Here is a 15079-nt window from a genome sequence, read left to right as displayed (position 1 = left end):
GGGTTCCCTTTCTACCCCGCCGCACCTAGCCCAGACCGCAGCCGATGCAAGCAGCGCCGCCTACGAGCCGGTCAGCTCTGCCGATACGCGCGTCCGGACTGGATCAGCCGCTGGCGCGCGGTGTTGCCCGGGACTGCGATGTGGGTTGCGGGGTCGAACTCCGCGCCGATGCCGGGCGCATCGTCCGGCACCCAGATCTCGACCACCGTGTTGGTATAGCTGCCTGGCAGGTAGCGGACCCAGTAGCCGTCGGGGTGCTCGCTCCACCGGCCGGTCGGCACCGCCTCGCTGCCCGCCCCGACGGGGGCCATGCCGGCGAGCACGGCGACCCGCTCCAGCTCGCCATAGCTGGTGCCGGGCGTGACCAGCATCTGGCGCAAGTCCGCCTCGGCGCGCAGCGCCGCGCGCACTTCGGCCGGCAGGTTGTTCGCAATCGGCCCGGCGGAGAGCATGTCGACGACGCTGCGGTTGAGCCCGGCGAGCTGGCGCGCGGACAGCAGCTTAGCGGCCGCGACGCGATTCTCGTCGGACAAGTCCTCCAGCTTGGCGCGCGAAAGGATCGCCCAAAGCAGCGTCTGGATGGTGTGCTGTTCGATCTCGGGATGCTGGACCGAGTTGCGCACGATCGCGATCACCGCGTCCTTGGCCGCACCCAGCGGCGGCGCATAGAGATAACCGTCGCCGTTGCCCGGTCCATGGGTGCCGGCGTGCAGGCAATAGCTCTGGTCGTGGAAGCTGTAGTAGCCGGGCTGCAGGACGAAGCCGCCGTTGGGGGTGCGCTGCAGCTCGGCGAGATTGCGCTTCGGCAATGGCGGCACGAAGCCGTCCTGCGAAGGATCACCCCAGGCCGCATCCGCAAGGCTGGTGGTGATCGGCGCCTTGCGCAGGCTGGGCATCGACACGCCCGCGCGCTTGGCAAGGTCCCCCAGCATGCCGAACTGCGCATCGGCCGGCACTGCTCCCCAGGCGAGCATCGAAACCGACACTGACGCGAGTATCTTTATCCACAGCTTGCGCAAAGTCATTCCCCCCGGATCTAAGGCCCCAATAGTAAGGCGGTGCAGTAACCGTGGGGATGATGTCTGGAAAGGGGATCAGGAACTTCGGCGCATCCGCATTCCACTGCCGCAGCAGCAGACAAGATTGGCAGGTCAATGGTTCGGCACCGAACCGGTTCGCAGCCGAGATCGACCTCCTAGTCGGACGCCTCTTGTTGGTTCAACCGCCGACGCGCCTGCTCCGCTTCGGAGCACAACTCCTTTCTGTCACGGCACTGCGCCTCCAGCGCATCCACCACCATCTGCTGCCGGTCGAGCACGTACGGGTCTCGGGACAGGCTGGGGGAATAAGGGTTCCGCGCGACAGCCCCGTCAGCCGGACTGCCGATCCCGCGGGGGCTCGGAACCGGACCCTGGGGCGGCGGGTTGAATCGTCTTCCTCACGGAGACTCGACATGGCTCAGAAAGGTGCAGGCGGAAATCCCGGCGCGATCACGGCCAAGGGCGGTGATGGCGCGCGAGGCAGCACGGGTACCGGGCGCGGCGGCGCGACCGGGACCGGCGCGCGCAAGGCGTCGAAGAAGAAGTCGCCCGACAAGACCGGCGACGAGAAGCATAGCTCGCACAACGAGTAAGCGCGGGGGCACGCCCTCGCGCCAAGCATTGATGCTGCCGCAGGGTCGACGGCTCGGCCTTTGGGTCAGCTTCGCGCGGGCCCGCTGTACGACGGCGGCACTACCGGTACCGTCAGGCACAGGCTCTGCGCGGGCAGAACGTCGCGCCAGTCGGCGATGAGCTGCTTGTACGCCGTGCCCACGGGGCGGATGTTGCGGTCGAGGTCGTAGAGGCCAACCGGGGTGACGCGGCCGTTCTTCTCGCGCAACGCCGTGTCCCAGTCCATCTGGTGGGTTAGCGAATACCAGGTGAAGCCGACCGTCGGGATGCCAACGTTGCGGAGGCGCAGGACGTTGGCCCATTCCTTCCACAGCCAGTTGACGCCCTCGTCGCCGTTTGGCCCCTCGGCAATGTTGGTTTCGGTGTGCATCACCGGCAGGCCGTAGCGGCCGTAATACTGGCGCGTGATCTCGCTGTAGCCGAACACTTCGCCCGACGCCCAAGTGCGACCGTCCTGGTGCACACGATGCTCGTTGGTCCAGTAATAGTCGGTGCCCAGGATGCAGTGCTGCTTCAGGCGGTTGCCGAGGAAGAAGTGATACTCCTCCCGCGTCATGCCGTTGTCCATGAGGTACTCGTACATCTCGCTGTTGACCCGGCGGCCGTAGTTGAGGTCGAGGCTGAGGAAGCGACGCGCGTTCATGATCTCGGCCGGGCCGATTGCGGCCGGGCTGTCGGCGTGGAAATATTCCGAGGACTCGCTCTGGATGAAGATCGCGTCGGGGCGATGCTTCAGGATCTCCTGCATGGCGCGGACATTCGCCTTCACGATGTGCTTGAGCGCAGTAACGAAGGCGCGGTCGCTCGCCAGCTGTTCGTTCCACCAGCCATAGAGTGCGGAGAAGACCGCGCAGATGAACATCTCGTTCACGGGTGTGTAGAGCTGTACCCAGGGATAGCGCCGAGCGAATGCCGCGGCATAATCGGCGAACAGTTCCGGAAAGTCCGGGTTCTGGAAGTCGCCGATGAAGTCCGACACGCCGAAGTGGCACAGGTCAACGATCGGCGTGATGCCGCGCCGGCGCAGGTCACCGAGCGTCAGGTCGGCGAACTCCCAGTCGAACCGGCCGGGTCCCAGCAGCGTCTTGTGCAGCGGGGGGCCGAAGCGGAGGAAGCGGATGCCCAAATCCTCGACCAGGTCGAAATCCTCGCGCCAACGCGCATAATGGCCGCAGGAGTCCATCTGGTCGACGCGGGTGCGGCCGTTGTCGATGGTGGGGATGCTGTTCTCGATCCCCGTGCAAAACATGAAATTGACCACTCACCCTCCCGAGCCGCCCGGACTCACGACCGGAGGCGGGAAGAAAACGCGAGCGGCTTTGCAAAGGTTGCGGGAACGCTGGCCCTGATCAGGGCGCCAGGCGGCGGCCGAGGGTGACGACGTCCTGCTGTTCAAGCCCGAGCGCGGCGTAGAAGCCCAGCGCCTCTGCATTGCCGGCGCGCACCATGAGCTGGATCTTGGGGCAATTGCGGGCGCGCAGCCAGTCCTCTGCCGCACCCATCAGCGCACGGCCGAGCCCCCGGCGCTGGCGATCGGGCGCGACCGCGAGGTAATAGACCCAGCCACGATGGCCATCATCGCCGACCATGACGCTGCCGAGGATGCTGTCCCCGTCGCGTACGACCAGCACCGCCGCGTCGGCCGCGGCCAGTGCGCGGGCGAAGTCGGCGGCAGGGTCGTTCCACGGCCGCGTCAGCGCGGTCGCCTGCCACAGCGCGATCACCGCCGCTGCATCGCCCAGCTGCGCCTCGGTCGGGATCACGGGCAGCGGATGTGCGTGGTGGTGGTGCCGTCCACCGTCACCGCAAGCCGCTCGCCGCGGGCCTGCGCCAGACGATAGCGGCGGCCCGTGGTGATGCCCTCCACCTCTGCGGAGGTATCGACGTCCACCGCGCCTTCGCCGGCCGTGGTGACGGCGTCGACGCGCGCAGTGCCGATACGGTCGGTGGCCACTTCCAGCGGCGCAGCGCAGCTGCCGTCCTGGCCCCAGCGGCCGAGCATTGCCGGCGGCAGGCTGGTCGCGACCGGGACCGGATCTGCCCGATTGTCGTGTCTCGGCGCCTCCCCCGAACAGCCGGCCAGTGCCAGCGCGAGCACCCCCGTACCGCGCATCCACCCGTTCAACCCGTTCATTGCCGCCCTCCTGTCTGTTCCACCCATAGCGCGGGCGGCCGCGCTGTTGCCAGTGGCGCAGGGATCGGATCGCGGCCCCGGCTCGTTCCCCTGCCCGACGTCGCTTCCCCGACGTCACGCAGCAAGTGAGATGTGATGAAGGTCCAGTTGAAGCCGCTTTCCGAGCAGGTGATCGTCCTCACCGGCGCAAGCTCCGGCCATGGGCTGGAGACGGCGCGGCGTGCGGCGGCGGCCGGCGCCCGCGTCGTGCTGATCGCGCGCGACGGCGACGCGCTGGCACGGATCCGCGACCAGATCCGCGCGGAGGGCGGCACAGCCGTCACCTTCGTCGCCGACGTCGGCCAGGAAGCCGAAGTCGAGCAGGCGGCAGCCTTTGCGATCGAGAGCTTCGGCGGGTTCGACACTTGGGTGAACAACGCCGGCGTCGGCGTTTATGCCACCGCGCTCGAGACGCCCACCGCCGACCACCGGCAGGTGTTCGAAACCAATTACTGGGGCGTGGTCTACGGGTCGTTGGCGGCGTTGCGCCACCTGAAGGACAAGCCGGGGGGCGGCGCGCTGATCAACGTCGGTTCGGTCAACTCGGACATGCCCTCCCCCGTCATCTCCTCCTACACGGCGTCGAAACACGCGGTGAAGGGCTTCACCGATTCGCTGCGGCTGGAGATGATGGCGGCCGGGGCGCCGGTGTCGATCACGCTGGTGAAGCCGGGGCCGGTCGGCACGCCGTTTCCCCAGCACGGCCGCAACCTGACCGGGCACAAGGCACAGCTGCCGCCGCCGCTCTATGCGCCGGGCCTGGTCGCGGACGCGATCCTGGATGCGGCCCAGCACCCGCGCCGCACGCTGACCGTGGGCGGGCTCGCGAAGCTGCAAGTGATCGGGGCGGCGGTGATGCCGCTGCTGTTCGATCGGGTCGCGCAGAATATGGGTGTGCTGCTCTCCGACCCGACTCGTCCGGTCCCGAAAAAGGAGGGCAACCTCTATGCGCCGGACGGCAGGGACGGCGTCGTCGACGGCGACCAGAAGGGGCGGCCGGTGAGTGCCTTCACCGCGGCACGGACCCATCCGGGGCTGGCGCTGGGCGCGCTGGCAGTGGTTGGGGCAGCCGTGGGGTTCGGCGTGGTGCGCGGGCGGCGGGGCTGAAGGTAGCTCCAGGCGCGCGGATACCGTTGGCTTCGGCGGCGACGTGGTCGTCATCGCGGCGGGGAATGGGGGAAAGGTAGCCTGGCAACCGCCGCGTGCTCGCACACCGCCCGCTGACCCGCCCCAGCCTGGGCCGGGGCGCGGTTCAAATCACTCCCACTCGATCGTGCCGGGCGGCTTGCTCGTGTAATCGTAGGTGACGCGGTTGATGCCCTTCACCTCGTTGACGATGCGGGTCGCCACGCGCGGCAGGAAGTCGCCGGGGAACTGGAACGCCTGGGCGGTCATGCCGTCGGTCGAGGTGACGGCACGCAGCGCCAGCACCGAATCATAGGTGCGGCCGTCGCCCATGACGCCCACCGAACGCACCGGCAGCAGCACCGCGAATGCCTGCCAGATCGCGTCGTAGAGGCCGGCGTTGCGGATCTCTTCGAGGTAGATGGCATCGGCCTTGCGCAGGATGTCGCAACGCTCTTTGGTGACTTCGCCAGGAATACGGATCGCGAGGCCGGGGCCGGGGAACGGGTGGCGGCCGACGAACGCATCGGGGAGGCCCAGCTCGCGGCCGAGCTCGCGGACCTCGTCCTTGAACAGTTCGCGCAGCGGCTCGACGAGCTTCATGTTCATGCGCTCAGGGAGCCCGCCGACATTGTGGTGGCTCTTGATCGTCACCGACGGGCCGCCGGTGAAGCTGACGCTCTCGATCACGTCCGGATAGAGCGTGCCCTGGGCCAGGAACTCGGCGCCGCCGATCTTGCGGGCCTCGTCCTCGAACACGTCGATGAAGGTCTTGCCGATGAACTTGCGCTTGGCCTCCGGATCGGTGACGCCGGCGAGGCCGTTCATGAACAGCGGCTCTGCGTTCACGTGCACGAGCGGGATGTTGTAGTGGTTGCGGAACAGCGAGACGACCTGCTCGGCCTCGCCCGTGCGCATCAGGCCGTGGTCGACGAACACGCAGGTGAGCTGCTCGCCGATCGCCTCGTGGATCAGGACTGCGGCCACCGCCGAGTCGACGCCGCCCGACAGGCCGCAGATCACCCGCCCCTTGCCGACCTGGGCGCGGATGTCGGCGATCTTGGCTTCGCGGAACTCGGCCATCGTCCAGTCGCCGGTGAGGCCGCAGACATGGCGCGCGAAGTTGCCGATCAGGCGGCCACCGTCGGGCGTGTGGACGACTTCGGGGTGGAACTGGGTGCCGTAATAGCGGCGGGTGTCGTCGGCGATCACCGCGAAGGGGGCGCCGGGGCTGGTCGCGACGACGCGGAAGCCGGGGGCGAGCTCGGTCACCTTGTCGCCGTGGCTCATCCACACCTGGTGGCGATCGCCCTCATCCCAGAGCGCGTCGAACAGGCCGCAGCGGTCCTCGACGCCGATATAGGCTTCGCCGAACTCGCCGCTCATCCCCTTCTCGACGGTGCCGCCGAGCTGCTGGGTCATGACCTGCTGGCCGTAGCAGATGCCGAGCACGGGGACGCCCGAATCGAAGATCGCCTGGGGTGCGCGCGGGCTCCCCTCCTCCGGCACCGAGGCCGGGCCGCCCGACAGGATCACGCCGCGCGGGCGCATCCGCTCGAACGCTTCGGCGGCCGACTGGAAGGGCGCGATCTCGCTGTAGACGCCGGCCTCGCGGACGCGGCGGGCAATCAGCTGCGTGACCTGGCTGCCGAAGTCGACGATCAGGATGGAGTCTGTGGGATGAACGCTCATGGCAGCGCGCGATAGCAGAGGTTCCGCGCGCTGCCAGCCCCTTTGGCGAGGGCTCCCTACCCTGCATGCTCCTTCCGTTCGTCTCGACAAGCTCGATGGCACCTCGAGACAAACGGAGAAGGTGGGGATGCGCCCGAGAGCCGGATGCATCCAAGTAGAACCGTTCGTGCTGAGTAGGGGCTGAGCTTGTCGAAGACCCGTATCGAAGCACCGGTGGCGGCCCTTCGATACGCCGTTTCGACTTCGCTCAACGGCTACTCACGACGAACGGATACACGCAATGTCCCCCTACCTTACTCGACCGGCTTCACCTCCATGCCGGTCCAGCGCGCGGAGAATGCCCAGAGGTCGGCATATTCCTCGATCACCTTGTCGGTCGGCTTGCCCGAGCCGTGGCCGGCGCGGGTCTCGATGCGGATGAGATGCGGCTTGTCGCCGACCTTGGCCACCTGGAGCGCTGCGACGTACTTGAACGTGTGGCCCGGCACGACACGATCGTCGGTGTCGGCGGTGGTGGCGAGGATCGCGGGATAGTCCTTGCCCTTGCGGATGTTGTGATACGGCGAATAGGCGCGCAGGGCCTTGAAGTCGGCCTCCTTGGCCGGATCGCCGTAGTCGTCGACCCAGTAGCGGCCGGCGGTGAAGCGGTCGAAGCGCAGCATGTCCATCACGCCCACGGCGGGCAGCGCGGCCGCGAACAGGTCCGGGCGCTGGTTGACGACCGCACCCACCAGCAGGCCGCCGTTGGAGCCGCCCTGGATCACCAGCTTGTCCTTGGTGGTGTCGCCCTGTGCGATCAGATCCTCGGCCGCGGCGATGAAGTCGTCGAAGACGTTCTGCTTGTTGGCGAGGCGGCCGCCGTCATGCCACGCCTTGCCATATTCGCCGCCGCCACGGATGTTGGCGACCGCGAGCACCCCGCCCTGCTCCAGCCACGCCAGGCGGTTGGACGAAAAGGCGGGCAGCACCGACGAGTTGAACCCGCCATAGCCGTAGAGCAGCGTCGGCGCAGGGCCGGTCGTACCCTTCTTGCGGACCAGGAACATCGGCACGCGGGTGCCGTCCTTGGAGCCATAGAAGCGCTGGGCGACGTCATAGTCGGCAGGGTTGAACGCGACCTTGGGCGTCTGCCACGGCGTCGCCTGACCGGTGCGTACGTCGTAGCGATAGATCGTCGTGGGCGTGGCGAAGCTGGTGAAGGCGAAGAACGTCTCGGGATCGTCCTGATCGCCGCCGAAGCCGCTGGCCGTGCCGATGCCGGGGAGCGGCACCGCGCCGTCGCGGGCGCCGTTCAGCGTATAGCGGCGCACCTCGGTCTTCGCGTCGACCAGGTAGCTCGCCATCAGCTTGCCGCCGGTGATCTTTGCACCCTGAAGCGTCGCTGCGTCCTGGGGCACGATCTCGCGCAGGCGATCGGTCGATGCGGCGGCATCGATCGCGACGATGCGGCCGCGCGACGCGTCCTTGTCGGTCACGAAGTAGAAGGTGCTGCCGATGTTGCCCGCCAGATCCCAGCTGTTCTCCAGCCCGCGCACCAGCGTGCGGGGCCGCATGCGGGCGTCCGTCAGGTCGACGAGCGTGATCTCGTAGCGGTTGTCGGTGCCTTCCGACGTAGTGATCACCAGCCACCTGCCGTCATCGGTGACCTGGCCGACGTGGCTCTGCTTGGGCTTGTCGGGGGTCGAATAGACCTTGATGTCGGCGGACTGCGGCGTGCCGATCTTGTGGAAGTAGAGCGCGTGGTTGAGGTTCAGCGCCTGGAACGCCGCGCCCTGCTCGGGCTCCGGAAAGCGCGAGTAGAAGAAGCCCGAGCCGTTGTGCGCCCAGGCGACGGCGGTGAACTTCGCCCACTTCACCTCGTCCTCGAGCGGCTTGCCGGTGGCGACATCGAGCACCTTGAGCGTGCGCCAGTCGGTGCCGCCGTCCTGGATGCCATAGGCGATGCGCCGGCCGTCTTCCGAGGGCACCCATTCGGAGAGCGCCGTCGCGCCATCGGCCGCCCAGCCATTGGGGTCGATCAGCACGCGGCCGGGACCGTCGAGCGAATCGCGGACATAGAGGACCGACTGGTTCTGCACGCCGCTGTTGCGCGTGTAGAAATAGTGGCCTCCCTTCTTGGTCGGCAGGCCGAACCGCTCATAGTCGATCAGCGTGCGCAACCGCTCCTTGAAGATCGCGCGGCCGGGCAGCGTGGCCAGATAGGCATCGGTCACCCGGTTTTCCGCGGCCACCCAGGCGGCGACCTCCGGGTCGCTGCGGACGTCATTTTCGAGCCAGCGATAGGGATCTTCGACCTTTTCGCCGAAGAGCTTGTCGACCTGATCGACCCGGCGCGTTTCGGGATAGGACATGGTCACCTCGGCTTTGTGGGACGATGATTGCGACAGGCCGGGCATGCCCGCGCGAAAGCCCGGGTCGGACTTGCCGCAGCCGGCAAGCGCCAGCGAAACCAAAGTCATTGCAGTCGCGCAGACGCGTCGTGCCACACAGTGTCTCCGGGAAAAAAAGAAAAGGGCCGGCGCCAAACTGGCCCGGCCCTTCTTTGTTTGCAACCGCTTAGAAGCGGCATGCGACGTCGCTGCTTATGCGGCGTCGTCGAAGTCCTCGTCGACCAGCACCGGGCCCGAGTCCTGGCCCTTGGCCGACACGTCGCGATCGACGAACTCGATGATCGCCATCGGCGAGGCGTCCGACTTGCGGATGCCGGCCTTGATGATGCGGGTGTAGCCGCCGTTGCGGTCGGCGTAGCGGGTCGCCAGCACGTCGAACAGCTTCACCAGCTGCGCATCGTCGAGCAGACGGGCGTGCGCCAGACGACGGTTGGACAGGCCACCCTTCTTGCCCAGGGTCACCAGCTTCTCGACGTAGGGACGCAGTTCCTTCGCCTTGGCGACGGTGGTGGTGATCTGCTCGTGCTTGATCAGCGCGGCCGACATGTTGCGGAACAGGGCCAGACGATGGGCCGAGGTACGCTGCAGCTTACGGCCGCCAACGCGATGACGCATGAGTATTTCCTTTGTTCGTTAAGGGGCCGTGTCACGGAAACCCCAGACCAGGTGGGACGGTGAGCCACCCAAAAAACCGTCATGCTGGCTTGGCCGGCATCTCTAAGAACTTGGAGCCCGCCGCGGCAAAGCCGCGTCGTCGGTCGGGCCGGTTTGCACCGGCCCGCCGGCCGGGGCCGTTCCGTCTCGCCCGCAGCACCGCTGCGGGCGTCCGGATCAGCCCATGATCTCCTGCTCGAGCTTCTTGGCCATTTCCTCGATGTTCTCGGGCGGCCAGCCCGGGATTTCCATGCCGAGGCGCAGGCCCATCGACGAGAGCACTTCCTTGATCTCGTTGAGCGACTTGCGGCCGAAGTTCGGGGTGCGCAGCATCTCTGCCTCGGTCTTCTGAACCAGATCGCCGATGTAGATGATGTTGTCGTTCTTCAGGCAGTTCGCCGAACGCACCGACAGCTCCAGCTCGTCCACCTTCTTGAGAAGGAAGCGGTTGATCTGGGCGGTGTCGCCTGCCGACTCGGCAACCTGTGCCGGAGCCGCAGCGCCGGTCGGCGCCTGACGGGTGACCGACGAATCGTCGAAGTGCACGAACAGCGACAGCTGGTCCTGCAGGATGCGGCCCGCATAGGCGATCGCGTCCTCCGGGGTCACCGTGCCGTCGGTCTCGACGGTCAGCGTCAGCTTGTCGTAATCGAGCTCCTGACCCACGCGGGTGTTCTCAACCTTGTACGACACCTGCCGCACCGGAGAGAACAGCGCATCGACCGGGATCAGGCCGATCGGCGCATCGGCCGGACGGTTGCTGGCAGCCGGGACATAGCCCTTCCCGCTCTCGGCGGTCAGTTCCATGTTCAGGGTTGCACCCTCGTCCAGGTGGCAGATCACCAGCTCGGGGTTCATCACCTCGATGTCGCCCGATACCGCGATGTCGCCAGCCTTGACCTCGGCGGGGCCGGTCATCGACAGCTGGAGGCGCTTGGCGCCCTCACCCTGCATCTTGAGCGCGACCTGCTTCACGTTGAGGACGATGTCGGTCACGTCCTCACGCACGCCTGCCAGGCTCGAGAATTCGTGCAGCACGTTCTCGATCTTGATGGAGGTGACCGCGGCGCCTTGCAGCGAGGACAGCAGCACCCGGCGCAGCGAGTTGCCGAGCGTCAGGCCGAAGCCACGCTCCAGCGGCTCGGCAACAAAGGTCGCCTTGCGCTTGGAATCGCCACCGGACTTCTTCTCGAGGCCGCCGGGCTTCTTGAGTTCCTGCCAGTTCTTAGCGTTGACAGACACGGGCTTCCCCTAGTTGTGGGCGCAGGCGGGGGCTGCCCGCGCCGAATGACGATCCGGCCGCGCAGCCAACAAGGGTCGCGACGGCCGGACGGGATCGATCAAACGCGGCGGCGCTTCGAGGGGCGCACGCCGTTGTGCGGGATCGAGGTCACGTCGCGGATCGACGTGATCTGGAAGCCAACGGCCTGCAGCGCGCGCAGCGCCGACTCACGGCCCGAACCCGGGCCCTTCACTTCGACTTCCAGGGTGCGCACGCCGTGGTCGGCAGCCTTGCGGCCTGCGTCCTCGGCAGCGACCTGGGCCGCATACGGGGTCGACTTACGCGAACCCTTGAAGCCCATCATGCCGGCCGAAGACCAGCTGATCGCGTTGCCCTGCGCGTCGGTGATGGTGATCATGGTGTTGTTGAAGCTGGCGTTCACGTGCGCGACGCCTGCAGTGATGTTCTTGCGTTCGCGCCGACGGAGGCGCTGTGCAGCCTGTGCCATAGGTATTCCTGACCTGAAGTGCGTGATCCCAAGGGCGAGAGGCGATCAGCCTCGTCACCGCCCCCGGGCGAAAGAAGGAAGCGCTGCGCGCTTACTTCTTCTTGCCTGCGATCGGCTTGGCCTTGCCCTTGCGGGTGCGCGCATTGGTGTGCGTGCGCTGGCCACGGACCGGCAGGCCCTTGCGATGACGCAGGCCGCGATAGCAGGCCAGGTCCATCAGGCGCTTGATGTTCATCGCGGTCTCGCGACGGAGGTCACCCTCGACGGTGTGGCTGGCATCGATCGTCTCGCGGATCTGCAGCACTTCCTGATCGCTCAGGTCCTGCACGCGACGCTCGGCAGCAATGCCCAGCGCATCGGTGATCTGCTTGGCCTTCGCAGGACCAATGCCGTGGATGTACTGCAGCGCAATGATGACGCGCTTGTTGGTCGGGATGTTAACACCCGCGATACGTGCCATGAACTTTATTCTCCCAGCTCCACGAGGCACCGCATGGCTATACGCGCGCCTCATCTCGTAGCGTTGACCCGAAACGCACGATTGCGGCGGACACGCGTGCGCGCCGCCGGGACCGGTGTGTCGGGGTAAAGCGCAGGTAAGCCCCGGCGGGGAAGCTGTCAACCGCCCGGCGGAACCAAATTTGCGGTGGCGCGTGCGGGTGGCCGGTTTGGCCGATCGCATCGCGTTTGTGGCGCCGATGACGCCGCCGCTCCGCACTCGCCTGTCTCGTGCCCCGGCGCAGGCCGGGGCAAAGGCGGTAGAACTTGGGCGGGGTGCGCTGGCGCCGCACCCCCATCGTATCTGAGCCCCGGCCTTTGCCGGGGTGCGGAAGGCGGGGACCGACGCCCCCCCTCTTCAGCGGTCCAGGACCGCCGCGATCTCGGCACCGACGGTGGCCATGTCGCCCATGCCGTCGACTCGCTCGACGAGCCCGCGCTCCTCATAGCCCGGCAGGATCGGCGCGGTCTTGGCGCGATATTCGGCCATGCGGGTGCGCACGGTTTCCTCATTATCGTCCGGCCGGCGCTTGAACTCGATCGAGCCGCAGACGTCGCAGGTCGCATCGACCTTGGGCGGCTTGAACGTGTCGTGATAGCCCGTGCCGCAGACGGCACAGGTGAAGCGGCCGACGATGCGCTCGACAAGCGCATCCTCGTCCACCACCAGTTCGATCACATAGGCGAGACGACGGCCGCGGCGCTCGAGCAGCAGGTCGAGCGCGTCGGCCTGGGCCGCCGTGCGCGGATAGCCGTCGAAGATCGCGCCCTGCCCTTCCTCGAGCTGGTCGAGGCGCTCGCCGATCAGCGCCGAGACGATCGCGTCGGAGACGAGCTCGCCCGCCTCCATGACCGCCTTCGCCTGGAGCCCCACCGGCGAGCCGGCCTTGACCGCCGCGCGCAGCATGTCGCCGGTGGACAGCTGCACCATCCCGCGATCATGCTCCAGACGGCTCGCCTGCGTACCCTTGCCGGCGCCCGGCGGTCCGAGCAGGATGATGTCCACGGTGTCTTCCCCTCTTCAGTCGATCAGTGGCGCGCGCGGCCGCCCTTGAGCTTGGCCTTCTTGATCAGGTCGCCATACTGGTGCGCCAGCAGGTGCGACTGGATCTGCGTCACCGTGTCCATGGTTACGTTCACCACGATGAGAAGGCTAGTCCCACCAAGGTAGAAGGGAATGGCAAGCGCCGAGACGAGATATTCCGGCAACAGGCACAGCACGACCAGGTACGCCGCACCGATCACGGTGATGCGCGTCAGCACATAGTCGAAATACGCCTCGGTGTTCTTGCCCGGGCGGATGCCGGGAATGAAGCCGCCGTAGCGCTTGAGGTTGTCGGCGGTCTCTTCCGGATTGAACACCACGGCGGTGTAGAAGAACGAGAAGAAGATGATGCCGGCGCCGTAGAGCAGCATGTACACGGGGCTGCCGTGCTGCAGATACTGGTTCAGGCTGATGACGAAATCGCCCCACCAGCTCTGACCTTCGGCCGCTTGCCCTGCGAACTGGGTGATGGTGACCGGCATCAGCAGCAGCGACGAGGCGAAAATCGGCGGAATGACGCCGGCGGTGTTGATCTTGAGCGGCAGGTGGCTGCGGTCCGCCTGCACCCCACGCGCGGTCTGGCGCTTGGGATACTGGATCAGGATGCGGCGCTGTGCGCGCTCCATGAAGCAGATGAACAGGACGAGGCCGATCACGGCGACCGTGATGCCGACGAGCTTGAGCGGATCGAGCGTGCCCGAGCGGCTCCCCTCGAACAGCTGCACCAGCGTGGTCGGCAGGTGGGCGACGATGCCGGCCATGATGATCAGCGAGATACCGTTGCCGATGCCGCGGCTGGTGATCTGCTCGCCCAGCCACATCAGGAACATGGTGCCGCCGATCAGCGAGACGACCGCCGCGATGCGGAAGGTCATGCCCGGCTCGATCACCGCCTGCGCGCCGGCCTGGGCGCCAAACGCCTCAAGCCCCACGGCGATGAAATAGCCCTGCACCGCCGTCAGCGCGACGGTGCCGTAGCGGGTGTACTGGTTGAGCTTCTTGCGGCCCGATTCGCCTTCCTTCTTGATCGCGGCGAGCTGCGGCGACAGCGAGCTGGCGAGCTGCACGACGATCGAGGCGGTGATGTAGGGCATGACGCCCAGCGCCACGACCGACATGCGCGTCAGCGCGCCGCCGGAGAAGGTGTTGAAGAAGTCGAGCACGCCGCCCTGGGTCTGGTTGGCGAGCAGGCCGAGCTGCGTGGGATCGATCCCCGGCAGCGGCACATAGCTGAGCATGCGAAACACGATCAGCGCCCCCAGCGTGAACCACAGGCGTTTCTTGAGCTCGGTCGCCTGGCCGAACTTGGCCAGGTTCAGGTTGGTTGCAAGGCCGTCGGATGCCGCTGCCATGGATGTGTCCCGATGATGCTGGCGGGCGCATATGCCCCACCCCCGGCGCCCATATAGGGCTTGCGTGCCGGATGTCTAACGGGCCGCCGCGAAAGCGCAGGAGCCCTTCAAACGATCGGGCCCGCCCACCCCTGTCTGCTGCGCCCGGGGGCACGAAGCAGAACGGAAGCGGACGGGCCCGACCCGATCGACGTTCAGGCGACGCCAGTTAGGCGCGCGCGGCCTTCTTGGCGGCCAGGGTCTGGCCCTTCTTGGCCTTCGCCTTTTCGGCGGCCGGCACGACCTCGATCACGTTGACGGTGCCGCCAACCTTCTCGACTGCCTCACGCGCCGACGCCGAAGCGCCCGCAACGGTGAACGACAGCTTCGCGGTCAGCTCGCCCTTGGCGAGGAGGCGGACGCCGTCCTTGCCGCCGCGCGCCAGGCCTGCGGCCTTCAGCGCTGCATGGTCGATGTCGGTGCCGGTCAGCTTGCCCGCATCCACCGCCTTCTGGATCGCCCCGAGGTTCACCTCAGCATAGTCCTTGGCGAAGATGTTGTTGAAGCCGCGCTTCGGCAGACGCATGTGGAGCGGCATCTGACCGCCCTCGAAGCCCTTGATCGAGACGCCTTCGCGGCTCTTCTGGCCCTTCTGACCACGGCCTGCGGTCTTGCCCTTGCCGGAGCCGATGCCGCGGCCGACGCGCATCTTGCGGTGACGGGCGCCCTGGTTGTCGGTGAGTTCGTTGAGCTTCATGATGTGCACTC

Annotated in this window: 15 protein-coding genes; 2 read left to right on the top strand and 13 right to left on the bottom strand. The window is 67.0% G+C overall.

The features are described 5' to 3' along the window. Positions 1–71: 71 nt before the first annotated feature. On the bottom strand, positions 72–986 hold the full coding sequence (locus LK533_RS01660) for a hypothetical protein (RefSeq protein ID WP_229361020.1): 915 nt from the start codon (positions 984–986) through the stop codon (positions 72–74). A 467-nt stretch (positions 987–1453) separates the two neighbouring features. Between LK533_RS01660 and LK533_RS01655 the strand changes: the two genes are divergently transcribed. After that, complete coding sequence (locus LK533_RS01655; protein WP_229361019.1) at positions 1454–1633, top strand: hypothetical protein; 180 nt, start codon at positions 1454–1456, stop codon at positions 1631–1633. Positions 1634–1698: 65 nt separating this feature from the next. On the opposite strand, the gene LK533_RS01650 is transcribed toward LK533_RS01655, so the two are convergent. From LK533_RS01650 to LK533_RS01640, 3 genes are all read right to left on the bottom strand, one after another. Next, on the bottom strand, positions 1699–2934 hold the full coding sequence (locus LK533_RS01650) for a family 1 glycosylhydrolase (protein ID WP_229361018.1): 1236 nt from the start codon (positions 2932–2934) through the stop codon (positions 1699–1701). A gap of 88 nt (positions 2935–3022) precedes the next feature. Continuing rightward, a complete protein-coding gene (locus LK533_RS01645) occupies positions 3023–3442 on the bottom strand; it encodes a GNAT family acetyltransferase (protein ID WP_420705818.1) in 420 nt (139 codons plus the stop codon). Further along, complete coding sequence (locus LK533_RS01640; RefSeq protein ID WP_229361016.1) at positions 3433–3807, bottom strand: hypothetical protein; 375 nt, start codon at positions 3805–3807, stop codon at positions 3433–3435. Before LK533_RS01640 ends, LK533_RS01645 begins: the two co-directional genes overlap by 10 nt. Before the next feature lie 135 nt (positions 3808–3942). On the opposite strand from LK533_RS01640, the gene LK533_RS01635 reads away from it, so the two are divergent. Further along, entirely contained in the window at positions 3943–4953 is a 1011-nt protein-coding gene (locus tag LK533_RS01635) for an SDR family oxidoreductase (protein ID WP_229361015.1), read from the top strand. A 150-nt stretch (positions 4954–5103) separates the two neighbouring features. Here LK533_RS01635 and guaA read toward each other — a convergent pair whose 3' ends face one another. From guaA to rplO, 9 genes are all read right to left on the bottom strand, one after another. Next, positions 5104–6663 carry a glutamine-hydrolyzing GMP synthase gene (gene guaA, locus LK533_RS01630; RefSeq protein ID WP_229361014.1) on the bottom strand — a complete coding sequence of 520 codons (1560 nt, stop codon included), beginning with the start codon at positions 6661–6663 and terminating at the stop codon, positions 5104–5106. A 293-nt stretch (positions 6664–6956) separates the two neighbouring features. Next, positions 6957–9059 (bottom strand): prolyl oligopeptidase family serine peptidase, encoded by a 2103-nt coding sequence (locus LK533_RS01625; protein WP_420705817.1) that lies wholly within the window; start codon positions 9057–9059, stop codon positions 6957–6959. Positions 9060–9245: 186 nt separating this feature from the next. Then, a complete protein-coding gene (gene rplQ, locus LK533_RS01620) occupies positions 9246–9668 on the bottom strand; it encodes a 50S ribosomal protein L17 (protein WP_229361013.1) in 423 nt (140 codons plus the stop codon). Positions 9669–9884: 216 nt separating this feature from the next. After that, entirely contained in the window at positions 9885–10949 is a 1065-nt protein-coding gene (locus tag LK533_RS01615; RefSeq protein ID WP_229361012.1) for a DNA-directed RNA polymerase subunit alpha, read from the bottom strand. 98 nt (positions 10950–11047) lie between these two features. Then, positions 11048–11437 carry a 30S ribosomal protein S11 gene (gene rpsK, locus LK533_RS01610; RefSeq protein ID WP_125961390.1) on the bottom strand — a complete coding sequence of 130 codons (390 nt, stop codon included), beginning with the start codon at positions 11435–11437 and terminating at the stop codon, positions 11048–11050. 91 nt (positions 11438–11528) lie between these two features. Further along, positions 11529–11897: a 30S ribosomal protein S13 gene (gene rpsM, locus LK533_RS01605; protein ID WP_125961391.1), complete on the bottom strand. Its 369-nt coding sequence runs from the start codon at positions 11895–11897 to the stop codon at positions 11529–11531. A 396-nt stretch (positions 11898–12293) separates the two neighbouring features. After that, positions 12294–12941, bottom strand: coding sequence for an adenylate kinase (locus LK533_RS01600; RefSeq protein WP_229361011.1), 648 nt, complete (start codon positions 12939–12941; stop codon positions 12294–12296). A gap of 23 nt (positions 12942–12964) precedes the next feature. Continuing rightward, positions 12965–14332, bottom strand: a complete 1368-nt coding sequence (secY, locus tag LK533_RS01595) for a preprotein translocase subunit SecY (protein WP_229361010.1) — start codon at positions 14330–14332, stop codon at positions 12965–12967. Between the two features lie 208 nt (positions 14333–14540). Next, positions 14541–15068, bottom strand: coding sequence for a 50S ribosomal protein L15 (gene rplO, locus LK533_RS01590; RefSeq protein ID WP_229361009.1), 528 nt, complete (start codon positions 15066–15068; stop codon positions 14541–14543). Between the last annotated feature and the right edge of the window lie 11 nt (positions 15069–15079).

This window comes from Sphingomonas sp. PL-96 (genome assembly GCF_020707215.1).
GTDB lineage: Bacteria > Pseudomonadota > Alphaproteobacteria > Sphingomonadales > Sphingomonadaceae > Sphingomonas.
The sequence above is the reverse complement of the archived record's forward strand: the minus strand, read 5'-3'. Positions and strand labels throughout refer to the sequence as shown.